Raw genomic sequence first — 21,069 nt, forward strand, 5'->3', positions numbered from 1 at the left:
TGAGCATTTTGGAAAAGCTTATGAAGAAAGTTCTATCTATCCTCCTCCTGGTTGCCGGCTTTGTCGTTACGTCGCCCGCTTTCTCGCAAGTCAAGACAACCAAAGAACAGATCCAGTTCTACACGTCAGACTGGAAGGGCGAGCGCTTTCCCGACGGCCGCCCGAAGGTGCCGGACGATCTGCTTGAGAGAGCCCTCGACGTCTCCATTGAAGACGTGTGGGATTACCTGCGAAGCAAGGGATACCACTGCCAGTTTGAAAGCGGATGGCAGGCCCTGCACATCGACAAGCCCTTCGCCGGCCGCGCATTGACCGCGCAATATATGCCGCTGCGTCCCGACATGGCGAAGGCCATCACTGCCGAAGGCAAAGCCGAAGGACGCGTGAGCGGCAACAACAGCTGGCCAATTAAGGAGCTGCAGCAGGGCGATGTCTATGTGGCCGATGGCTTCGGAAAAATCGTGGAAGGCACGCTGATCGGTTCCAATCTCGGGAGCGGCATCGCCGCACACACGCACTCCGGATTTATCTTCGATGCCGGTATCCGCGATCAGGAAGAGAACCGCGAGATTCCCAACCTGAATGGGTTCTATCGCGGCTACGATCCCTCCGCGTGGGCCGATATGACATTGACCGCCATCAATGCGCCAATTCGCATCGGGCGAGCCACAGTTCTGCCAGGCGATCTGGTGCTGGCTAAGACGGATGGCGTGATTTTCATTCCGGCCATTCTCGCCGAAGACGCGATCAGCTCAGCCGAGTTCACCAACTTGCAGGATGCCTTTAATTTCGAACTGAATAAGGCGGGCAAAAATGGCGGCGAGTTCGAAGGCGGGTGGACACCGGCAAAGTATGATGCGCTGACGAAGTGGATCGATGCTCATCCGGACAAGCTGAAGATGCCGCGTGATGAATTCAATAAGCTGCTCGATGAGCGAAAAAAGAAAGAGCACTGAACAGACTAAGAGATTGCTGAAAAGTCATAGTTTTGAAGGGGCACGGCTTCAGCCGTGCCGATAGCGAAAACAACGGGGCTTCAGCCCGTGAGGAGCAATGACGCACTGTACGAAAACCATTCTAGGGTTAAAGGTTTTGGGTAGAAGCACCGGCCTTTAGGCCGGTGATAAAGGACGACGCAGGAAGGGCCTTCAGGCCCGGCTCCCATCATTTTCGAAAATTCTTTAATTCCCCGCCGGATTACATCCGCACGAATGCCGGGTGCCCCAGGTTCGCGAATCGGACCCGGCGCGCGGTGTTCGCGCGTTGGGGTGAGAAGCTAACCTGGGTCTTTTTCGCTTTCGAGCCGGAGCAAAGTTCTGCTCTAATTCGCAGCCGGATTACACCCGCACGAATGCCGCAGCACCAGCTTGGTCTCGAGCTTTACCAGTTCCGGGCGCTTTTTCGCTGGCTGGTGCTTTCCTTTCTTGATCGGAAGAAGCTGTTCAAAAAGAATCTCAGCGGCAATGCGGCCCATGTCCTCGATCGGCTGCTGGATAACGCTGATCGAAGGCTTCAGCGTAGAGGCCAGCTCGAAATCGTCGAATCCAAGCAGTGCAATGGTTTTCGGAATCGACACTTTCAATTTCTGCAGGGTTTCAAATGCGTAGATAGTCGTGCTGTTCTTGAGCGTCAGAATTGCGTCGGGCGGCTGCGCCGTGGCCAGATAGCTTTCAATCGCATACTCCGCCGACTTATAGTCCTTCACCGACATATCGATGATCGGCGGCAGCCCATTCTCTTCGATAGCGTGGCGGTATCCGCGCAAACGCTCGCGCAGCGTGTAAAGTGTAGGTTCGCCGCCGAGGCAGAGGATGCGCTTGTAGCCGTGACTGACGAGATGTTCCGTCGCAATGCGCGCGCCGTTATAGTTGTCAGCAACCACGCTGGGAATGCCGGTCTTAGGAATGGGGCGGTCGAAACTGACGATCGGCGTAGAAATGCGTCCCAGGTACTCAGCCAGAGTCTCGCTCTGGTAGTTGGCTGGTGCGAGCAGAAGGCCGTCCGTGCGATGGCGCATCAGCACGTTGAGATTTTCCATCTCGATGTGCGGATCGTTGTTGGTGACGGTGACAATGAGCAGGGAATCGTGCGCGCGGGCAATCTCCTGCGCGGCCTCGGCGCAGCTTGAGAAAAACGAATCGGCAATGCTGGGAATCACCAGGCCGATGGTCTTCGTGCGCTCGCCCTTCAGAATGCGCGCGGCCTGGTTGGGCATGTAGCCGAGCTGCTCAATGACGGCGAGAACGCGCTTCAGAGTGCGTGGACTGACGCGGTTTCCGCCGTTAATGACGCGGGAGACAGTTGTGGTTCCGACTCCGGCTTTGCGCGCTACATCAGCAAGTGTTGGGTGCGAGCCTGTTTTAGTCATCGTGCAGCTTTGGCTTGCACCAGTATTCAGGCAGTCTCGATTGCTGTCAATGCTGGACGCGTCTCTTCATCGCTGGCCGGGAAGATTTTACTCTCGCCTTCTACGAGTGGAAGGATGCGGTCTTTAAGCCCGTCGTATTCTGCCGCACGAAGCAGGCGCGGCAGCGGCTCGCTCATTGGTTCCGCAGAAAGACAGAATGTCCCGTAGTGCATGGGGACCATCGTGGCTGCATTCAGATCGATAAACCCCTGCAGCGCGTCTTCAGGACTGGTATGCACAGAGCGGAAGCTGTCCGGCGAATAGGCTCCGATGGGAAGCAGCGCCGTCTGCGGGGCAAGCCGCTCGCCAATCTCGCGGAAACCTTTGAAATAAGCTGTGTCCCCGGAGTGGTAGACAGACTGCGTACCGCTGCGCAGAACATATCCGCCGTAGCCGCGATGCGTGTCGGTCATTTTGCGCGCGCCCCAATGCTTTGCGGGCGTCATCGTGATTTCGACATTGCCGAGACGCATGGACTTCCACCACTCGAGGGTATGAACATTGCTGAATCCCAGTCCTTCGACAATGTCCGCAACTCCCCAGGGCACGATAACTGCCGGGGCCTTGCCGGAAACACGGCGCGTATGCCGGATAATTCTTCGCAGCGAGGGAAGATTCAGGTGGTCCATGTGCGCATGGGATAGCAGGACTGCGTCAATCGGCGGCAGCTGTTTTACGGCAATACCCGGGCGACGCACGCGCCGAAGAACGATAAGCCAGTTCGCAAAGACTGGGTCGACGAGGAAGTTGAGCCCGCCGATCTGCACCAGGAATGACGAATGGCCGATGAAGGTGATGCCAAGCTGATCGGGAGCGGCGAGGATAGGCTGCTGTTGCGTGCCCTCCATCGGGCTGAAGGCGGAACGAGCGATTAGGTTAAATAGGAAGCTGAACGGAGGACGTTTTGCCACATTGTCTCCTGCCTATAGAAGATGCGGGAGCGCGGCGGAGAGATGCGATAAATGCTGGGCGAATGAGCTACAGCAAAACGAATTGTCATCCTGAGCGCAGCGAAGGATCTGCTTTTCTACCTTCAGCATTGGCAAAAAGTATACCTTTCGCTACCAGCCCAGGATGACAAATCAGTGTTATCTTACGATTGTTTCTCGGCATCAGCCTTGGCAACGGCTGCTTCGGCGGCTTGAAAGCCAATCTTCGAGTGCGTGCCGTCGCAGAAAGGCTTGTTGGTTGATCCGCCGCAGCGGCAGAGCGAAAACGCCGGCTTGCCGGTAAGGTCCCATTCCTTGCCATCCGCGTCAATCAGCTTAACGGGACCTTCCACACGAAAAGGGCCGTTGGGGCGTACAGTAATCTTCACTTCGTTTTCTGACATGCGGTGCCTGCTCCTTAGGAAAAGTTATGACCTCGAGTCTGAGTATATCTGCGTGCTACAGGCGCGGCGGTGGATAATCTCTTTTCGGAGGCGCCGGTGTTTGATCTGGCCTGGCGGGTGCTGCGAACCAGTTTTCCTTGGTGACGACCTTAGCATCTGCCGGATCGGCCACGTAAGAAGGCGTCATAATAGCAATGCTGTACTCGTTGAAGACATCAAGTACGTTGCGGTTGAGCTCGGATAGCGCGACATAGCGGCGCACCCCTGCTTTGACATAAGCATTTACTTCGTAGTTCACGCTGTAGTCGCCGAGCGAAAGCAGTAGCGTGAATGGCGCTGGGTCTTGTAATACGGATTCTGTGCGGGCAGCTGCTTCCATCAGCATGGCCTCAATCTGCCGCCACGGAGAGTCATATCCGATACCCACAGTAGTACTGATGAGAATGCTTTCCGTGTTGTTCCGGTTGCTGAAGTTGGTGATGTGTTTGCCCATGATGGTGGAGTTGGGCATGGTAACGACTTCATTCTTTCGGGTAACAAGGCGTGTTGTAAGCAGTGATGTTTTCTTGACGTAAGCAGTAATGTCCCCGATCTCGACCAGATCGCCAACCTCAAAGGCATCCATATAAGTGAGCATGACGCCGGTGATCACGTTTGCTACCAGCCCGGTAGATCCAAGCGAAACCAGCACGCCAAGGAAAAGCGAAACGCCCTTGAATGCCGCGGACTGCGATCCGGGAATATAGGGATAAGCGATGAGGACAGCGAGGACAACCAGTGTAATCGCAATCAGGCGTTCAGTGACGGTAGCCCATGCCGGACGAAAGCCTTCAAGCGTGACCGCGCCCTGCGCGACTTTCTGAAAGAAATAACGAACTAGCCTGATGATGTACCAGGTGGCAAGTGCAAGCAGCGCAATAAAGATAATCGAAGGCAGATCTGCCCGGACAGCTTGGGCAAAACTTTGTGCCGGCCCCGCTACGCCCTTATAGATTTCAGTTGCAATCGGGCGGGTCCTTGGAAAAATACTGAGCAGAAAATGTGTAGCGAGAGCCAATACAACGAGCCAAAGAAACACGCGCACCAGCACGAACGCACGCATCACAACGCTGCGCAATTGAGAATCTGAGACAACTCGCGCTAGGCGGGACGGTGTGCCCTTAATGCGCCGTTCAAGCACAGCGCTGGTTATGAGAGCTATCCGGTTTGTGAAGCGTCGGACAAGCAGTAGCAGCAGGATACAGAAACCAATCGTAAGCAGAGCCAGCCCTGCACGCATGATGATCTGCTGCCAGCCGTGCTCTGCGCGATAAGTTTTCATGGCCGCGAGAAAACTGGCCGACCACTGCTTCGCGAGAGCGTCCCGTGTCGTGCCTTCCGCCTTTGCATCGCCATCAAAGACGGAGGCGACGATGGTATCCCCGCATTTGATATCGACGCTGAAGATGCCGGGTTCCTGGGTAAGTTCGAGCCGCGTGGTTGGATCGCTGGCCAGCTGCTTCAGGCGCGAAGAGATTCCGTTCGCGCGCGCCTGAGCGGTGAAGTTCGCATAGCCCCAGTGAATGGTGATGATCGTTTTGCCGTCGAAGATGACGGGAGAGCCTGTTGGTGAGCTCTGTGCGAAAGCGAATAGTGTGGCGGCGCTGATAGAAACGAACAGCAGAAACAAGCGCCTCATGTTTAGAGAACGACTTCTTTGCCCGCCCATAGCTGGCTCCATACTACCAATGCCCGCTATCCGCGTTCACGGGTATTCTACGGATACACGCTGATTATGAAGGTACGTCTGGACAAGCTGCTGCTCGAAAGACAACTCGCGCCGTCGCGCGAGCGGGCACAGGCGCTGGTGCTGGCCGGCCGCGTGCTCGTCAATGAGCAGAAGATCGACAAGCCCGGCAATGCGGTGGCCGAGGACGTTGCCATTCGCATCCTCGGCGACGATCTTCGTTATGTAAGCCGCGGCGGGCTGAAGCTCGAAGCAGCCCTAGAGCACTGGAAGATTGATCTCGCCGGAAGGTTCTGTCTCGATGTCGGCGCATCGACCGGCGGTTTCACTGACTGCATGCTGCAGCATGGGGCCTCGCGTGTGCTGGCCATCGATACCGGATATGGACAGATTGCCCAGAAGCTCCGCTCCGACCCTCTGGTCGAATTGATGGAGCGCACCAACGCCCGCCATCTGCGACCGGGCGACCTCCCGCGGGGACTAAGCTTTCTTGCGATGGACGTGTCATTCATCTCGGCAACACTGGTTCTGCCTTCCGTGATCTCTGCGGGATTCGGAAGCGATGCTGAGCAGCCCGAAGCCGTCATTCTGGTGAAACCGCAGTTCGAAGCCGGCCGTGAGCACGTAGGCAAAGGCGGAATCGTGCGCGATCCGAAGGCACATGCTTTAGCAATTGAAAAAGTGCATGCATGCGTCGAGTCCCTTGGTGGGCAGGGAATCGAAGTGATCGATTCGCCTGTTCTGGGCGCGGAAGGCAATCGAGAGTTTTTGCTGTATACGAGGTTTGGGAAATAAACGGGGAGGTTGGCTCCCATAGCCTTCAACCGGCAAATATATTCAGGCTGGGGATGCGCTCAAAGTGCTTCGCATTGAGTGTTACTACACTGAATCCAAGATGCAGGGCAGTGGCCCCGATAATGAGGTCCTCAAAGGCAAGGACGTTACCAGCAGCAGCTTGCTCGCCCTCTATGCGTCCGGCGAGCTGGGCAATCTCAAATGTCACCGGATAGATAATTAAATCTTCGAAAGCACCTTCTGCAAAAGTACGCCGGCGTATGCGAGCGGCATTAGTTTTGGCGCGGTAAATACCGTGGGTAAGCTCCACTACACTGATAGCAGAGAGTGCGACTTCAACTTCGCCATGCAAAGTCCGAAATCGATACAGAATATCTTCAATTCCCTCACCGCGTCGTTCGCTTGCGATAAGAACACTTGTATCAAGGACTAATCCCATGCAGAAGTATCACGCGGCTTGCGGTTGCGAATAATCTCTTCAAGGTCAGCGGCGAAATCCGCATCCATAACCGGTTTATAACCTAATTTCTTTGAACGGGCCTCGGCCAGTGCGATGGATTCGGAAATAGTGCGCCGCAGCGGTTCTGGTGACCGCAGCACGGCTACAGGTCTTGAACCATCCTCGATGATGATCTCTTCCCCGGCGCGCACGCGGGCCAGCAGTCCCGCAAAATCGCGGGCCGCTTCGGTTGCCGAAATGTGAACCGTTGCCATGCTTTTATGATACCTTCATTCAGTTTTCTCATATCAGACGAATTCCATTCCAGCCAGCGCCCCCGCAGCGAGTACACTAAGTCTTCATGCGACGCATCGCCATTATCTCGAAACCCCAGAAGGAAGAGCTGGTTACGCTGCTGCCGGAGCTGGTGCTCTGGCTGCGGGCGCACGGCTTTACGCCAGTGCTTGATCCCGTGAGCGGAAACTACGCGCAGGAAAAAAATGTCATTCCGCGCGAGCAGTTGCCCGGAGAAAATCCCGAGCTCGTCGTTGTCCTGGGCGGAGACGGAACGCTGCTCGCAGCGGCCCGCGTCTTTGCCAAGACGAATGTCCCGATCCTGAGCGTGAATCTCGGCTCGCTTGGTTTCCTGACTGAAGTGCGCCTCGCCGATCTTTACACGACGCTCCAGGGATGGTGCGATCAGTGTCACACCATCGACACGCGCATCCTGCTGCACAGCGAGCTGTGGCGCGATGGCGTCATCTTTGCCGAACACGAAGCGCTGAACGATGTCGTGGTTGCCAAGGGCGCGATTGCCCGCATGGTGAACTTCACCATTAAGCTGGACAATCAGCTGGTCGCAACCTTCCGTGCCGACGGCGTCATCGTCTCCACCCCTACTGGATCAACAGCCTACTCTCTCGCTGCGAATGGGCCTATCATGGTTCCTAACGTCGATGCGCTGATTGTCGCTCCTGTCTGCCCGCATCTGCTGACGCTTCGTCCTCTGGTCATGCGTGGTGATGCGAACCTGAGCCTGAGCGTCGAAGGCATTCCCGATCAGACCTATCTCACCGTTGACGGACAGGAAGCTGTTCCCCTGCGTGTCGGCGATGAGTTACGCTGTCGGAAGTCGGAGTATCGTGTGAGCCTGGTGCGGATGGGCTCCACCGGATTCTTCGACGTACTGCGTTCGAAGCTCAAGTGGGGAGAGAGATAAGCCTATTTGCAGTGCAAGCCGTCTAACACCTCACAGAGGAGATGGAGCCGTGATGCACAGCCTGTTTCACGATCAGCAGCCGGAGCGAAAGCAGGTAAGTTATGTGGCGGCAGCCTCGACTGTGATTCATGTGCTGCTTCTCGCGCTGATTGTGACCGGTACCATCCGCGCGCGTCGTATTGTCGTCTTCTATCCCAAGACTCGAGGATCAGTCCGGGCCATCTCCACCATCGCGTACAATCGCGGAGCATTGGTGAACGGCCTTTCTACCAGGATGCCTGATGTAGCCGACACCTCCATTCGCCCGCAGCCGGTGCGGAAGGCGCGGCTCACGCCCGCCCCCTCAAATACAGCGCAGCAGGCTTCTCCCGCGCCGGCAAAGGGCGATGCGCAGTCTTCCGGACAGAAGAGCAATCCCGGCGTAACTGGTGCAGGCAATGACGCCGAGAGCATGGACCCTGCATCTCCGCTTGTTTCTCCTTCGCCGCAGGTAAAGGACCGCTCCCTGCTGCCGCAGACTGACCAGAGAGTTATTGTGGATGTGGACCTCGACGCTAGCGGACATGTCCTTCAAGCTCGGCTTGTCAGTGGAATCGGCAACGCGCTCGATCAGATTGCGCTCGACACCGTGCGCACCTGGCAGTTTCGTCCCGCGATGCTGAACGGCAAAGCCATGCCTTCGGTCGCAGAGGTAGTGTTTCCGTTTAACCGTGACTATCCCATCGCGAACTGATGCCCGGGCGCTGCAGCTCTATTTTTTCGTCAATTCATTGAGCAGAACTTTGGCCTTGGTCGCCAGGGTATTCGCGCCATCAAGGTCGTTGGCGTTCAGTGCCTGTTTGGCCTTCGTCAGAAAAGTCTTGATCTGCGTAGCGGTTTGCTGCTCGTTCGAGCTGAGGGAGCGGTTGATGCCGTTCAGACCTTTTTCGGTGTTGTTAATCAGCTGTTCGATGTCGTGCCGCTGCTGAATGTTGGTTACATCTCCGCCCGACGTCAATTGCCCAATCGGCGAAAGGTCAGACGGAGTGCCGCTGGCTGCCACCTGCGACTGTTGTCCTGACGAAGGTTTCTCAGTGGAAGTAGAAGCAGTCTGGTCGGCAGCTACTGTAGGTTTCGCCGGCGAGGGCTTACGACGGGGCGTTGATCGGTGGTGCGCGGGCGCAGGCGGTTCCTGCACACTGGCCAGAATCACGTTCGGCGGGGTCGGAGGCGGCAGAGCGGGCATAGTGGGGTTGTGCACCATGGCCGAAGGCGGGGGAACAGGCGCCTGCGCCTGCTGCGGCACAGGCTTGTCTTTATGCCGCCAGCACCCCGAAAGCGTAGCAACAAGAAATACTGCGATCACCGCAGTCTGACGTGCGGTGTTCATCGCCAAGGCTCCTTCACAAATGATGCGCTGCTCGTAGTTCCTGTTTCCAGATGGCCGCGCAGTTTCGTTTCTGTTGTATTAACGACTGGAATCCGTAAAGTAAACGTGGTTCCTTTGCCTACCTGTGATTCTACGTCAAGCTGGCCGCTGTGCAGCTGGACGATCCGGTAAGTCATGGCCAGGCCGATGCCGCTGCCGTCCTTCTTGGTCGTGAAATAGAGGTTGAAGATTTTCGAGCGAATCTCATCCGGAATGCCTTCGCCCTCATCCGTGATCCTCAGATAGCTGGACCGGCCATCTTCCGTGAGCTGAACCTTCAGGGAGCCGCCATTGGCCATGGCCTGGGCGCCGTTCAGCACAATGTTCAGCAGAGCCTGTTTCATCAGGTCAGAGTCCACTTTGGCTATCACGGGGCGGCTGGGCATGAAGTTCATCACCCGCACATTGCGCGTCTCAAGTTCGACGGAGGCGAGAGCCAATACAGCTTCCACGACAGCTCGCAAATCCTGTTCATGAAGCTTCAATTCCACCGGGCGAGAGAAGTCAACCAGCGTCTGCACCACCCGGTCCAGGCGCTGAATTTCGCTCTGGATTACATCGAGATGCCGGATTGCCGGAGCATCCGGAGAACTCAGCTTGTTCCGCAGCAGTTCAAGATGCACAACGATGGCATTGATAGGATTCTTGACTTCGTGGCCGACGCCTGACGTGAGCTGGCCAATGGCGGCCATGCGTCTTGAGATTTCAAGCTCTGATTCGATCTCCTGCACCGATTCAAAATCATGCAGCGTAAGCAGAGCGCCCAGGCCATGTCGCTGCTGCGGAACACTGTCGTCATGGATGAAGTCGAGCGAAACCTCAACCCGCCGGCCGGTCTCTGTAGTGATCTCTTCCTGCACCAGGCCGATTCCACGATCGAAGGCCTCGCGGACGACACGGCCCAGGACTGTAGAGCGATCAAATATCTCCTGCGCGACCGAGCCCAGAATTTCATCGCGGCTCTTGCTGAGAAAGCGCTCCACCGAACTCGATACAAGGACGGCGCGTGAATCATGGGTGAACAGGATCATGCCGTCCTGCAGGTTCGACAGGATCTGATCCAGGTTTTCCTTAAGTGCGGAGAAGACCTCTTCAACATTCCGCATCCGGCGGCCAAGGCGCTCGATCTTATGCGAGACCTGGGATACGGTGTCGCCGCTCGTTTCGACTTCAGCTGTTAATTCGTTCTCTTGAGTTTGGACACCGGCTGTTAACGCGTCGAGGCGCCGGCTGATCAGCTCAATAGGTTTGAGCGCCACATTAGCCACGATTGCCGCAAGCAGAAGCGTGATGACAGTAGCGACGCCAATCAGGTAAAGCGCCTCAAGGCACCACGGGCGGAGAGCATTGCTCAGGAAGGTCGTACGGATGCCGATATGCACCGTAACGAAGGGCTGCCCGTTGCGGTCGAGGCCGAGCGATACATCATAGACGCGCGGCGGTCCGAAGACCACTCCCAGAATCTCGAACATGGAAGCGTTCTGCAGGAACGCGTAATTCTGACGGTGCGGAACAGGCTGGTCCTGCTGTGCCGGATCGGTGCTGAGATATGCACGCCCCTCCTGGTCGGCAATGGTGATGTCAAACACTGTGGGCGAGTAGCTGATCACCGAATTCAGCAGCGCATTCAGCCCGGGGTCGTTTCGAAGAGCATGCGCGACGGCTTCGCGCACCGCAGTTGGATCGTTCAGGTCGATTACCTGATTGCGAGTTCCGTTTTCGATGGACTGCTGGGTCGCAAAGCGGACCTGGTGGGCCACAATGTCGGTTGCATTGTACGACTGCTCGATGTGCTGCTGCAGCATCCGGCTGAAGTAGAGCCCTGAGAAGACAGAAGCCACTACGAACACAAGTCCGGTGATCGCAACAACGAGTTTTGTCTTAAGCCGCATGCAAAAAGAGAGCGGAGGAGGCTACTCCTCGACTGCCTCCACGCTGGCGTTCGCGTTTCCGTATTCCTTCAGCTTGTTGTGCAGCGTCTTCAGGCTGATTCCCAGAATTTCAGCAGCCTTGGTCTTATTGTTGTTGGTCGATTCGAGAGTTTTCATAATGAGCCGGCGCTCCGCCTCGTCCACCGTCGTTCCAACCTCGACCTGCACAACATTTCCAGCACTTTCAGGAACAGCTTTCGTCGGCTTGGTGCCGAAGCCCGGAGGCAGATGCCGCGGCTCCAGGTAGCCATCCCCGCACAAAATGACTGCACGCTCTATGGTATTGCGCAGCTCGCGCACATTTCCAGGCCAATCATAGGCCATCAGGCGCGCCATCATCTCTTCGCTTATGCCCGCAACCTGCCGTCCATGCTTTTCATTCATGTCCTGCAGCATGGAGTCAACAATCTCGGCAATGTCCTCCTTGTGTTCGCGCAGCGGAGGCATATGGATATTGAAGACATTCAATCGGTAGAAAAGATCGCCGCGCAGATGGCCGTCACTCACCGCGCTTTCCGGATCCTTATTCGTCGCCGCCAGCACCCGCACATCCACTGGCGACTCGACCTTGCTGCCCAGGCGGCGCAGCTTGCGGTCTTCGAGCACGCGCAGCAGCTTGGCCTGCGTGCCGATCGGCATTTCGCCGATTTCATCCAGCAGCAGTGTGCCTTCTTCAGCCAGCTCAAAACATCCCGCGCGCCGTTCGAGAGCTCCGGTGAATGCGCCTTTTTCGTGGCCGAAGATTTCGCTCTCGATCAGCGTTTCCGGAATCGCAGCGCAGTTCACCGCCACAAAGGGCTTGACCTTGCGCGGACTCAGATCGTGCAGCGTGCGCGCTACCAGTTCTTTTCCCGTGCCGCTCTCGCCCGTAATCAGCACCGAGACGTTGTTCGTAGCCACGCGCTCGATGAGCCCGAAGAGCTCCTGCATTTTCTTGGAAGAGCCGACAAGCGAACCCAGCACTCCGGTCTCGCGCAGCTTGCGGCGCGTGACTTCGAGTTCGCGTTGTGTCTCGCGCTGGCGGCTTGCGTTTGAAAGAATCGAACGCAGCCGGTTTGGGTCAATGGGCTTCTGGATAAAATCATAAGCGCCCATCTTCATCGCTTCCACGGCCTGCTCAATGCTGCCTTGCGCCGTGAGCACGATGACAGCAGTACCGTCGAGTTTGAGTTCACCCAGACGTTCCAGCAGTTCGAGGCCATCCATCCTGGGCATCTTTAAATCAGTAAGAACAATTCCAGGCTGCCATGCCTGGGCCCGCTCCAGTCCTTCCAGACCATCGCGTGCAGTCTCTGTTCTGTAACCCCACCCGGAAACCAGCTCTGCCAGACCGGTGAGGGCATTCTCTTCATCCTCAACGATCAAGACTTTCTCTTGAATCGGCATACTACTTCTGTACAACCTCGCTTGGGGGAAAGCTCCTTCGTTTGTAACACGGTGGAACAAATTTTGCTGCGTAAAATCACAGGGAAACGTCCATACGAATTTTTTACCCCAGGTGTTGTAAAATTGTGAGAGTAAAGTCCGATGTTCTTCTGCACAAAGTCCAGCAGGCAGAACCGCGTCCGCGCAGGTTTTTGTCCATGGGGCAGAAGAAAGTCAGGACGCCCGGCTTTGTCGACGCGCTTCCCGGATGGACCACCTCCACTCCGATGAAAAAGCCCCCAAAGGACACAGCAAAGACATAGCAAACGAGATTCGAGATTTGTAAGGAGACGGAGTTTCCCATGGCTAAAATCGCCAAGACAGCAGACCGCAAGAAGGTAATGGATACGTCGAAGAGCACCGACTGTCCGAAGTGCAGCAAGCCCACCCGCATCGTGAAGCGGGTAAAGGACCGCGAGCGCGGCATCCCGGGCGGAGTTTATATCTCCTGCTCAGCCTGCGACTTCTACGAAAAACTTTAAACAGCAGAAATCAACACCGGAACCCGCGTTTCTCCCCAGCATGGAGCGAGAAGGCGGGTTTTCTTTTTCCTGCACTCTGCGCCGGATGCGCTTCTTCTTACTTGATCCTCAGCTCTGCGCAAGCCGGTGCTATATCCACCGTCAACAAACAGGCCTTCCCATAGCCATTCGAGTGGAGTAATATGGTTCCCCATAGTCATTCGAGTGGAGGCGCTTGTGGTTACGAAACGGCCGCCGGATGCCGGAGATATTCTGCAGGGCACGCTGGACATGCTCATCCTGCGCACCCTGGTGATGGGACCAGCGCACGGCCACACCATTGCTCAGGTCATCGAGCACACCTCAGAGAATGCTCTCGAAGTCGAACAGGGATCGCTCTATCCCGCGCTCCATCGTCTTGAAGACCGCGGCCTGGTTTCCTCCGAGTGGGGAGTCAGTGAGAACAACCGTAGGGCAAAGTTCTACCAGCTCACCGCCAGGGGACACAAAGAGCTCAACGCAGCGACTGGGCGCTGGCGGAGGATGACGCGCGCCATCGGCCTCATTCTGGGTGAATCATTCGAATAAAAGCAGAAGGGAAACGCACATGAGCTTACGGCGCTTCACGGACCGGACCGGGAAAGACAAAGACCTGGCCGAGGAGATCGACTCTCACCTTGCCCATGCACAGGACGCCAACGCCGCGCGCGGTCTTTCTCCGGAAGAAGCGCGCCGCCAGGCGCATGTGCGCTTCGGCAACCCCCGCTCGACCCGTGAGCGGGTGTGGCGCTATCGGTCGTTTCCCTGGGTCGAAGACCTGTGGCGCGACCTGCGCTTCGCGCTGCGCGGGCTCTCCAGGACCCCGGGCTTCACCATGGTCGCCATTCTTGTGATTGCCGTCGGCATCGGTGTGAACACGGCGGTGTTTTCGGTCATCAATACGGTGCTGCTCAAGCCGCTGACCTATCCCGATCCGCAGGCGCTGATGCAGCTGAGAAACACCAGCGCCCAGGGTACATTCGCCGGCGCGAACATCCCTAAGTTCAACATCTGGCGCCAGCAGACGAATATTTTCTCGCAGGTCGCGGCCTACGACTTCGGCGGCGCCGGAATGAATATCACCGGCGGAGATCATCCGGAACAGGTGCAGGGCATGCACGTTTCTGCAGATTACTTCGCCATGTTCGGCGCTCCGGTTGTTGCCGGACGCGCCTTTACCGCTGCGGAAGACAGCCCGCACGGCGGGCACGTTACCGTGCTGAGCTATGGCTTGTGGAAGAACCGCTACGGGGCGAATCCAAATGTTATTGGATCGACCATCCAGCTTGACGGAGAGCCTTATCTGATTGTCGGCGTGATCGGGCGCGGGTTCGTGACCGAGACGCCCGCCGATCTCTGGGTGCCTTTCCAGTTTGATCTGAACTCGCAGGACATGGCTCATTACTTTACCGTAGCCGCGCGTCTCAGGCCCGGTGTGACGCTGCCGCAGGCCAATGCGCAGCTGCGCCTCGCCGCCGACCAATACCGCCGTATCTATGGCAAAGATTCGCTCCCGCCTAATGGCGGATTCGATGTCGCCTCGCTGCAGGAATCGACGATCGGCGATACGCGCTTTCCGCTTCTTGTCCTGTTAGGAGCGGTCGGCTTCGTTCTCCTCATTGCCTGCGCCAATGTCGCCAATCTGCTGCTGGCCAGGGCCTCGTCGAGAAAGCGCGAATTCGCTACGCGCGCTGCGCTTGGTGCTGGACGCGGCCAGATCATCCGGCAGTTGCTTACCGAAAGCCTTACCCTCTCGCTTGCCGGCGGACTGCTCGGCTTGTTTTTTGGCTTTGCAGGTGTTCGCTTCCTGCTCGGCATCAATCCCGGCAACATTCCACGGATCGGAGAAGATGGCTCGGCGGTAACGCTCGACATCAACATCCTGCTCTTTACGCTTGGCATTTCTGTTCTCACAGGAATCCTTTTCGGTCTCATGCCGGCCATCACCGCATCGCGGCCCAATCTGGCCGCTACGCTCAATGAGAACGGCAGCCGCTCCGGCGTCGGTTTTCGCAGCGGCAAGCTCCGCTCCGCGCTGATCATCGGCGAGATGGCCCTCACTCTCGTGCTGGTCATCGGAGCCGCCCTGCTCATCCGCACCTTCCTCAAGCTGCAGGCCGTCGATCCCGGTTTTGCCACGCACAATGTCATCAGTATGGCCATGTCTATGAGCGGCGGACGCTTCCAGACGACAGCGCCTGTGGCTCAGGTCATTCGCGACGGCACGGATCGTGTGCTCTCCGTTCCCGGTGTCATCGATGTTGGCGTAACCAATTGCCTGCCGATGGCTGGTGGTTTCGGCATGATCTTTGACGTGGTCGGACGCCCCAAGGGGAATTCGCCTTTCACCGGCGACGCTGGCTTCTATTCCATTTCCTGGCGCTATTTCAATGCGCTCAAAATTCCGCTGTTGCGAGGACGCGGTTTTACCCAGCAGGATGATGCAGCAGCTCCAGGCGCCGTCATCATCAATGAGGCCATGGCCCGCCAGTATTGGCCCAAAGGCGATCCCCTCAAGGACCGCATCCAGATCGCGCCGGGTGCCGGCCCGGCCTTTGCCGAAGGCCCCCGTCAGGTCGTCGGCATCGTCGGCGACACGCACGACGGCGGCCCGAACCGCGCCCCCTTTCCCATCATGTACATCCCGCTGGCGCAGATGCCGGACCTCGAAACCGCGCTCAACTCGCGCGTAGCGCCGCTCTGGTGGATCGTCCGCAGCCAGGTTGATCCGCACACGCTGGCAGCGCCCATCGCCACTGCTCTGCGCGACTCGAGCGGCGGCCTGCCGGTTGCGCATATCCGCACCATGGACGAAATCGAGGCGCGCAACACAGCGCGTCAGCGATTCAATATGCTGCTGCTTACCGTCTTCGGGTCTGCTGGCTTGTTCATGGCAGCCATCGGTATTTATGGAGTGATGTCTTACTCTGTACAGCAGCGCACGCAGGAGCTCGGTGTACGCATGGCGCTTGGGGCACAGGCTTCCAATCTTCGCAATATGGTGATCAGGCAGGGAATGACGCTCGCCCTCATCGGTGTGATCATCGGCGTCGGCGGGGCCTTCTGGCTCACGCGCTTTCTGGCGAGCTTTCTCTTCGGAGTAAAGACGCTGGACCCGGTTGCCTTCGTCGTCACGCCTCTGCTGCTGAGCGCCGTCGCGCTGCTTGCCATCTGGATTCCCGCAAAACGAGCGACTCGCGTCGATCCAATAACCGCGCTCCGGCTCGAATAGGCAATTCATGTCAAGCCTCCACGGTGCTCAACATTTGCATAAGATACACAAACAGAGCAGCTTATAAGCCAAAGAAACTTGGCGTACCACCTCGCTGAATTTGATATTCTAAAAATAGAGGAAGAATTCAAAGAAATGCCCGCTTCTCGCGGGCATTTCTGTCCCTGAATCCTGAAAGACCGCCGTCGAAGACGTGCATGACTGCTGTCGAAGATGCGCACGAATGGAACGGGTAGAAGCACCGGGCTTTAGCCCGGTGAATAAGGAAGCAACGAAGAGGGCCTTCAGGCCCGGATTTGAGACGGCAGCGGGTGGGCCTATTCAAGCCTTCATTTGGCTTGAGTGGGGTAGTAAAGATGAGTGAGACCACAAATCCGTACCCTGAGCGCTGCACCCCGTAGGGTAATACCCCAAACAGATTACCCTCTAAATATATGAAAACACTGGAGTAGTGCACAAGCAATAGAAGAATCAATCACATAGCAGGGGGTGACCCCCTCGTAAGTCATTGAAAACAAATAAAACGAAGTGCTACATAGGGGGAGGGGGGTACCCCTCTCAGAACTGTTTCATCTCTTCAAGAATGGCGCCGGCAGCAGCCGCCGGGTCCGCAGCCTGAGTGATCGGCCTGCCCACCACCAGATAGTCAGCTCCCGCAGTGAGAGCCGCGGCAGGCGTAGCCACACGCTTCTGATCTCCCACCTCTGATCCCGCCGGACGAATCCCCGGAGTCACCAGGATAGAATCCGGCAGCGCCCGCCGCATCTCGGCTGCTTCCTCCGGACTGCACACAAGTCCATGGATCCCTGAACCGTGCGCCACCTTGGCCAGCCTGAGCGCCTCCTCGGCCGGGGAGGAGGGAATCCCTATGGCCGCCAGCTGTTGAGCGTCCATGCTGGTGAGGACCGTGACCGCCAGCAGTCGCGGCGCGCTGGACACCGAAGCGGCAGCCCCAGCCGCGGCAGCCAGCATGGCAGGCCCCCCGCCTGCATGTACGGTCAGCAGGTCTGCTCCTAAGGTTGCGACCGAGCGCACCGCTCCCGCCACGGTGTTGGGAATATCATGCAGCTTCAAATCCAGAAAGACGGAATAGCCGCGTCTTTTGAGAGTTTCGACAACGCTGTTTCCGGCGGCAAGATAGAGTTCGAGCCCGACCTTGAACCAGCGGCACTGATTTTCAAGGTGATCGACAAGGGAGAGAGCCTGCGAAGCGGAAGGGAAATCAAGGGCAACGATCAGTTTCCCCTGCGCCGAAGTCAGATCGCGCGCAGGGGTTTCCTGTGGTGCTTGCTGAGAGGGGGACATATCGAAGACGATTTTACGGCTTTGCTAAAGCCGGCGTCAGCGGATAAGTCAACTGGGCCAGATCTTTCTTCGTGTCCACCAGGTCGAGGCGCACAGGCGCCGTCCCTCTGCTGTTGAAACCAAGGAAATGCGCAGCGGCATAAGAAAGGTCGATCACGCGGCTTTCGAGCATGGGACCGCGGTCATTCACGCGCACCACAACGGACTTGTGGTTGCGGAGATTCGTGACCCGGATCAGCGAGCCGATAGGAAGGCTGCGATGGGCGCACGTTAGTTTGTTCATGTCGAAGTCTTCGCCGCTGGCAGTCTGCTGTCCCTGGAAGTCCTCGCCGTACCAGGAGGCGCGGCCAAGCTGGTACCAATGACGCTTCTTGGGAGCATCCTGTTTCTTGGCATCCGGTTTCTGTTCGGGGAGCGCAGGCGGCTGCGGGTTATGGGTGGAAACCGGCACCGCGGTCTTTACACTGAAGAGGCCAACCATGGCGGTCAGCAATACCCCAGCATAGGTCGAGAGCTTAGGATTTCGTTTCGTATCGCTGCCGATAGCGTTCACGAGACCTCCATTAAGAATTGTAGGGAGGCAGATGACCTAAGTCAAACCAAAATCAGGGGTTGCCAGATTTTTCACTTGCTGGAATCCAGCTTTTGTGGTAAACGCTATCCCATTTCGGCGGGATGGTCTTCGCCTTAGGCCCGGTAGAAATCTGGCACTAAGATGAAAGAGTGATAACAAACTCTGCTGACGACGGGCAAGAGAAAAAGGATTTTTCTCAATCTGTGCGGCCCATAGCACTGACGATTGCCGGGTTCGACCCGTCTTCCGGTGCTGGAATCACTGCAGATTTAAAAGTCTTTGCCGCCCATCAGGTCTATGGAATGGCATGCATTACAGCGCTCACCGTCCAATCGACCCTAGGAGTCCAGCGGGTAGAACCGCTGTCCCCGGCAACCATTCGGGAGACACTGGCATGCCTGCGGGAAGACGTAACTCCTGCCGGAGCAAAGATCGGGATGCTGGCCACGGCGGACGCAGTCGGAGAAGTAGCAGCGTTTCTGTCTTCCGCAGGAATCGAGCGCCACAGGATCGTTCTCGATCCCATCATTCGCTCCAGCTCAGGTAAAGAACTCCTGAGTCCGGCGGGAGTCGACCGCCTGCGGGGCGAGCTTCTCAGCCAGATAGGTTGGATTACGCCGAACCTGGATGAACTGGCTGCTTTGGTTCAGGTGAAGACTTTAAAGCGGGATGAAATTCCGGATGCCGCCAAAAAATTGCAGCAGCTGGCAACGAAGGCAGGGAATCCTGATCTCCATGTTTTAGTGACAGGAGGCCATCTTGACCACCCCGACGACTTTCTCCTTGCCCCGGATGGACGGCCCACATGGCTTGAGGGAGAACAGGTCGAGACCAACTCAACCCACGGGACTGGCTGCGCTCTTTCGTCAGCGCTGCTTTGTCAGTTGATCCATGGCAAAAATGCAGAAACCGCAGCACGGGAAGCCAAGGCTTATGTGGCCGCAGCGCTCAAAGCGGCTTATCCGGTCGGTCGCGGCAAGGGGCCGATGCATCATTTGTTTATGCTGAAAAGCCGGCATTAAGCTGCGGAATCGCGGGTATTTTCCTTGAGAAGCTTACGCTGAGGAACTGGAACCAACCGGGAACCGGAAGGCAGGCTGCCGTGTTGCGGCGTGCCGCAAATTACGCAGGGTCCTGCATTGGGTGTAATTTCTGCTCCGCAGCAAGCACAAAATGCGGCCATGGATTCTCTCCTGTTTGAACTGTTCTTTTGATGAGTGTGGAGAGAGTGAAGATTCGAGAGCATACAGATTTTCAACGCTCTGAGAGCTCAATCTGAAGGCGCGTGTTCTTGGGGAATGTCAGTTCGCTGCCCTTGGCGATCCAGCGCTTGTAGATGGATTTCGCCAGAGCATAGTAAGCAAAGCCCATGGCCACGCTTTTGTTGGCAGTTGCCATGGTAGCTATGCGTGCCATAAGGCCGAATCCATTGCCGACAACACCATTCTTTACTACATTGTCACCGTCGCCTTCTCCGGCGGCAGCAGCCAGAAGGCCCAGCGCCAGGGGAGCTAGGTATTTATCCGGTCCTCCGGTAGCCTGGGCGCCGCCTTCGGAGTCAATCGCGACGTTCTGCTGCCGGTTGGCTTCTGACGAGATCATCCGTCCATGAATCTGGCGTTCTGTTGAAGGTTGCGTAGGTGATTGCAACACAGGTCCGGAAGTCGGTGCCTGAGCGGCAGCAAGTGACTGCGGCAACTCCATACTCCGGAAGGTGAAACGCAGCTTGCCATTGCGGGCGAAGCGGCGTGCAGGTTTTGCCTGCAGTACGACTCCTTCAAGATGCGTGCCTTCGGGCAAGAGTACTTGCTTGTTTGTATTGTCGAGCAGAGGTTTAGTCAGCACAGCGTCAACTACCTCGCCTTGTTTGGCAGTGGCGGAGGTCAGATCTTTTGTAAGGCGCGCTTCAAGCGTACCTGTAAGAGATTTTTCATCGAGCGCCTTTATCGGCAAGGGAGCAGGTGGATCCTTTTGCGGAAGCGCGAGCGGGGCAGTCAGCTCGGCGTCAAATTGTGTTCCCGGCCAGATGCGCTGCGGGTGATAAGGCATCTGGGCATAGAGCATGTGCAGCAGTCGGTCCGATTTTCCCGGCTTCGTGATCTGGTCGAGCGTATCGTGCTCGCGCTGCTTGATCTGCTCCTCGGCCTGCTGTGTCATGGAAGGCTTCTTGCCCGACTTCATGCGCACGATCGCTCCGTCGCGCTGGACCACGTGCGTCGATATGGATTCGGTCGTCCCATCAGGCAGCATGATCTGGTCAAAGTGCAGTTCCGGCATGGCCAGCGGAGTGAAGTCCCCGTTGAGCACTGCATCCCTGCGTGTCGCATGATCGACGGGATGCGCAGCAACGACAGAACCTGTCACCAGCGTATGAACGGGCAGTATCTCGTGATCGACAAGATAGACAGGAGCAATCAGATGCCCTTCAATTTTTGTGCCCGGCGTGATGGGGTAGCGCTTGTCAATCTGGATGCGCAGCGGAACCCCTGCAGGAATCGTGGCTTGTTGCGCGATACAGACTGAGCAGGCTGCCAGGAGAAATACAAACGTGAATCTGTAGCGCATCTGCCTCTTGGACGGTCGAGCTTGGGAAATATAGAGCCGCGAACAGATCGAACCTAGCACGAGGAAAGTGAAGACAAGCTTAAGGTCATTGACTTCGATTGAGGCGCGCGATTACGCTTGCAGTCAGCGCGAAGGGCGCATCCAGTCCGCGGAAAGGGCAGTGCCCACCTTTACAATTCAGCGAAGATTGCGAATCTTCTTTCCAGCCTG

At 57.1% G+C, this 21,069-nt stretch carries 21 protein-coding genes; 9 read left to right on the forward strand and 12 right to left on the reverse strand.

The window, feature by feature from the left end; all coding sequences use genetic code 11:
• The first annotated feature begins 20 nt into the window (after nucleotides 1-20).
• Complete coding sequence (locus AC5S16_RS00450; protein ID WP_493928034.1) at nucleotides 21-956, forward strand: RraA family protein; 936 nt, start codon at nucleotides 21-23, stop codon at nucleotides 954-956.
• Nucleotides 957-1,321: 365 nt separating this feature from the next.
• On the opposite strand, the gene AC5S16_RS00455 is transcribed toward AC5S16_RS00450, so the two are convergent.
• From AC5S16_RS00455 to AC5S16_RS00470, 4 genes are all read right to left on the reverse strand, one after another.
• Nucleotides 1,322-2,368 carry a LacI family DNA-binding transcriptional regulator gene (locus AC5S16_RS00455; protein WP_493928035.1) on the reverse strand — a complete coding sequence of 349 codons (1,047 nt, stop codon included), beginning with the start codon at nucleotides 2,366-2,368 and terminating at the stop codon, nucleotides 1,322-1,324.
• A gap of 26 nt (nucleotides 2,369-2,394) precedes the next feature.
• The gene (locus AC5S16_RS00460; RefSeq protein ID WP_493928036.1) at nucleotides 2,395-3,318 is read right to left on the reverse strand and encodes an MBL fold metallo-hydrolase; all 924 of its coding nucleotides are present in this window, start codon (nucleotides 3,316-3,318) and stop codon (nucleotides 2,395-2,397) included.
• 182 nt (nucleotides 3,319-3,500) lie between these two features.
• Entirely contained in the window at nucleotides 3,501-3,740 is a 240-nt protein-coding gene (locus AC5S16_RS00465; protein ID WP_493928037.1) for a CDGSH iron-sulfur domain-containing protein, read from the reverse strand.
• Nucleotides 3,741-3,795: 55 nt separating this feature from the next.
• Nucleotides 3,796-5,418, reverse strand: a complete 1,623-nt coding sequence (locus AC5S16_RS00470; RefSeq protein WP_493928038.1) for a mechanosensitive ion channel family protein — start codon at nucleotides 5,416-5,418, stop codon at nucleotides 3,796-3,798.
• 96 nt (nucleotides 5,419-5,514) lie between these two features.
• Between AC5S16_RS00470 and AC5S16_RS00475 the strand changes: the two genes are divergently transcribed.
• Nucleotides 5,515-6,261 carry a TlyA family RNA methyltransferase gene (locus tag AC5S16_RS00475; RefSeq protein ID WP_493928039.1) on the forward strand — a complete coding sequence of 249 codons (747 nt, stop codon included), beginning with the start codon at nucleotides 5,515-5,517 and terminating at the stop codon, nucleotides 6,259-6,261.
• A 25-nt stretch (nucleotides 6,262-6,286) separates the two neighbouring features.
• Here the strand turns inward: AC5S16_RS00475 and AC5S16_RS00480 are convergent, their stop codons facing one another.
• Nucleotides 6,287-6,700 (reverse strand): PIN domain-containing protein, encoded by a 414-nt coding sequence (locus tag AC5S16_RS00480; RefSeq protein ID WP_493928040.1) that lies wholly within the window; start codon nucleotides 6,698-6,700, stop codon nucleotides 6,287-6,289.
• Nucleotides 6,691-6,975, reverse strand: coding sequence for a type II toxin-antitoxin system Phd/YefM family antitoxin (locus AC5S16_RS00485; RefSeq protein ID WP_493928041.1), 285 nt, complete (start codon nucleotides 6,973-6,975; stop codon nucleotides 6,691-6,693). Before AC5S16_RS00485 ends, AC5S16_RS00480 begins: the two co-directional genes overlap by 10 nt.
• A gap of 86 nt (nucleotides 6,976-7,061) precedes the next feature.
• On the opposite strand from AC5S16_RS00485, the gene AC5S16_RS00490 reads away from it, so the two are divergent.
• The gene (locus AC5S16_RS00490) at nucleotides 7,062-7,919 is read left to right on the forward strand and encodes an NAD(+)/NADH kinase (RefSeq protein ID WP_493928042.1); all 858 of its coding nucleotides are present in this window, start codon (nucleotides 7,062-7,064) and stop codon (nucleotides 7,917-7,919) included.
• Between the two features lie 52 nt (nucleotides 7,920-7,971).
• Nucleotides 7,972-8,652, forward strand: coding sequence for an energy transducer TonB (locus tag AC5S16_RS00495; protein ID WP_493928631.1), 681 nt, complete (start codon nucleotides 7,972-7,974; stop codon nucleotides 8,650-8,652).
• Between the two features lie 18 nt (nucleotides 8,653-8,670).
• Here the strand turns inward: AC5S16_RS00495 and AC5S16_RS00500 are convergent, their stop codons facing one another.
• The 3 genes from AC5S16_RS00500 to AC5S16_RS00510 are packed head-to-tail and all read right to left on the reverse strand — an operon-like array spanning nucleotide 8,671 to nucleotide 12,644.
• Nucleotides 8,671-9,288, reverse strand: coding sequence for a hypothetical protein (locus tag AC5S16_RS00500; protein ID WP_493928043.1), 618 nt, complete (start codon nucleotides 9,286-9,288; stop codon nucleotides 8,671-8,673).
• The gene (locus AC5S16_RS00505; protein ID WP_493928044.1) at nucleotides 9,285-11,219 is read right to left on the reverse strand and encodes an ATP-binding protein; all 1,935 of its coding nucleotides are present in this window, start codon (nucleotides 11,217-11,219) and stop codon (nucleotides 9,285-9,287) included. Before AC5S16_RS00505 ends, AC5S16_RS00500 begins: the two co-directional genes overlap by 4 nt.
• 21 nt (nucleotides 11,220-11,240) lie before the next feature.
• Nucleotides 11,241-12,644 (reverse strand): sigma-54-dependent transcriptional regulator, encoded by a 1,404-nt coding sequence (locus AC5S16_RS00510; protein ID WP_493928045.1) that lies wholly within the window; start codon nucleotides 12,642-12,644, stop codon nucleotides 11,241-11,243.
• A gap of 125 nt (nucleotides 12,645-12,769) precedes the next feature.
• Here AC5S16_RS00510 and AC5S16_RS00515 point away from each other — a divergent pair, with 125 nt between their 5' ends.
• From AC5S16_RS00515 to AC5S16_RS00530, 4 genes are all read left to right on the forward strand, one after another.
• Nucleotides 12,770-12,946, forward strand: a complete 177-nt coding sequence (locus AC5S16_RS00515) for a hypothetical protein (protein ID WP_493928046.1) — start codon at nucleotides 12,770-12,772, stop codon at nucleotides 12,944-12,946.
• A gap of 39 nt (nucleotides 12,947-12,985) precedes the next feature.
• The gene (locus tag AC5S16_RS00520) at nucleotides 12,986-13,165 is read left to right on the forward strand and encodes an Rcat domain-containing protein (protein WP_158748086.1); all 180 of its coding nucleotides are present in this window, start codon (nucleotides 12,986-12,988) and stop codon (nucleotides 13,163-13,165) included.
• 216 nt (nucleotides 13,166-13,381) lie between these two features.
• Nucleotides 13,382-13,732 (forward strand): PadR family transcriptional regulator, encoded by a 351-nt coding sequence (locus AC5S16_RS00525; RefSeq protein ID WP_493928047.1) that lies wholly within the window; start codon nucleotides 13,382-13,384, stop codon nucleotides 13,730-13,732.
• A gap of 19 nt (nucleotides 13,733-13,751) precedes the next feature.
• Nucleotides 13,752-16,415 (forward strand): ABC transporter permease, encoded by a 2,664-nt coding sequence (locus AC5S16_RS00530; protein ID WP_493928048.1) that lies wholly within the window; start codon nucleotides 13,752-13,754, stop codon nucleotides 16,413-16,415.
• Nucleotides 16,416-16,973: 558 nt separating this feature from the next.
• Here the strand turns inward: AC5S16_RS00530 and pyrF are convergent.
• Both pyrF and AC5S16_RS00540 read right to left on the reverse strand, forming a co-directional pair.
• On the reverse strand, nucleotides 16,974-17,720 hold the full coding sequence (gene pyrF / locus AC5S16_RS00535) for an orotidine-5'-phosphate decarboxylase (RefSeq protein ID WP_493928049.1): 747 nt from the start codon (nucleotides 17,718-17,720) through the stop codon (nucleotides 16,974-16,976).
• A gap of 13 nt (nucleotides 17,721-17,733) precedes the next feature.
• Nucleotides 17,734-18,273: a septal ring lytic transglycosylase RlpA family protein gene (locus tag AC5S16_RS00540; protein WP_493928050.1), complete on the reverse strand. Its 540-nt coding sequence runs from the start codon at nucleotides 18,271-18,273 to the stop codon at nucleotides 17,734-17,736.
• Nucleotides 18,274-18,497: 224 nt separating this feature from the next.
• Between AC5S16_RS00540 and thiD the strand changes: the two genes are divergently transcribed.
• Complete coding sequence (gene thiD, locus AC5S16_RS00545; protein WP_493928051.1) at nucleotides 18,498-19,316, forward strand: bifunctional hydroxymethylpyrimidine kinase/phosphomethylpyrimidine kinase; 819 nt, start codon at nucleotides 18,498-18,500, stop codon at nucleotides 19,314-19,316.
• 232 nt (nucleotides 19,317-19,548) lie between these two features.
• On the opposite strand, the gene AC5S16_RS00550 is transcribed toward thiD, so the two are convergent.
• Nucleotides 19,549-20,859 carry a hypothetical protein gene (locus AC5S16_RS00550; protein WP_493928052.1) on the reverse strand — a complete coding sequence of 437 codons (1,311 nt, stop codon included), beginning with the start codon at nucleotides 20,857-20,859 and terminating at the stop codon, nucleotides 19,549-19,551.
• Between the last annotated feature and the right edge of the window lie 210 nt (nucleotides 20,860-21,069).

The sequence above is a fragment of the Acidobacterium sp. FHG110202_01 genome (assembly GCF_059115305.1).

Coding starts and splice junctions, on each gene's coding strand:
- AC5S16_RS00450 (WP_493928034.1), top strand. CDS start 21: ATGAAGAAAGTTCTATCTATCCTCCTCCTGGTTGCCGGCTTTGTCGTT.
- AC5S16_RS00455 (WP_493928035.1), bottom strand. CDS start 2,368: ATGACTAAAACAGGCTCGCACCCAACACTTGCTGATGTAGCGCGCAAA.
- AC5S16_RS00465 (WP_493928037.1), bottom strand. CDS start 3,740: ATGTCAGAAAACGAAGTGAAGATTACTGTACGCCCCAACGGCCCTTTT.
- AC5S16_RS00470 (WP_493928038.1), bottom strand. CDS start 5,418: ATGAGGCGCTTGTTTCTGCTGTTCGTTTCTATCAGCGCCGCCACACTA.
- AC5S16_RS00475 (WP_493928039.1), top strand. CDS start 5,515: ATGAAGGTACGTCTGGACAAGCTGCTGCTCGAAAGACAACTCGCGCCG.
- AC5S16_RS00480 (WP_493928040.1), bottom strand. CDS start 6,700: ATGGGATTAGTCCTTGATACAAGTGTTCTTATCGCAAGCGAACGACGC.
- AC5S16_RS00485 (WP_493928041.1), bottom strand. CDS start 6,975: ATGGCAACGGTTCACATTTCGGCAACCGAAGCGGCCCGCGATTTTGCG.
- AC5S16_RS00490 (WP_493928042.1), top strand. CDS start 7,062: ATGCGACGCATCGCCATTATCTCGAAACCCCAGAAGGAAGAGCTGGTT.
- AC5S16_RS00495 (WP_493928631.1), top strand. CDS start 7,972: ATGCACAGCCTGTTTCACGATCAGCAGCCGGAGCGAAAGCAGGTAAGT.
- AC5S16_RS00500 (WP_493928043.1), bottom strand. CDS start 9,288: ATGAACACCGCACGTCAGACTGCGGTGATCGCAGTATTTCTTGTTGCT.
- AC5S16_RS00505 (WP_493928044.1), bottom strand. CDS start 11,219: ATGCGGCTTAAGACAAAACTCGTTGTTGCGATCACCGGACTTGTGTTC.
- AC5S16_RS00510 (WP_493928045.1), bottom strand. CDS start 12,644: ATGCCGATTCAAGAGAAAGTCTTGATCGTTGAGGATGAAGAGAATGCC.
- AC5S16_RS00520 (WP_158748086.1), top strand. CDS start 12,986: ATGGCTAAAATCGCCAAGACAGCAGACCGCAAGAAGGTAATGGATACG.
- AC5S16_RS00530 (WP_493928048.1), top strand. CDS start 13,752: ATGAGCTTACGGCGCTTCACGGACCGGACCGGGAAAGACAAAGACCTG.
- pyrF (WP_493928049.1), bottom strand. CDS start 17,720: ATGTCCCCCTCTCAGCAAGCACCACAGGAAACCCCTGCGCGCGATCTG.
- AC5S16_RS00550 (WP_493928052.1), bottom strand. CDS start 20,859: ATGCGCTACAGATTCACGTTTGTATTTCTCCTGGCAGCCTGCTCAGTC.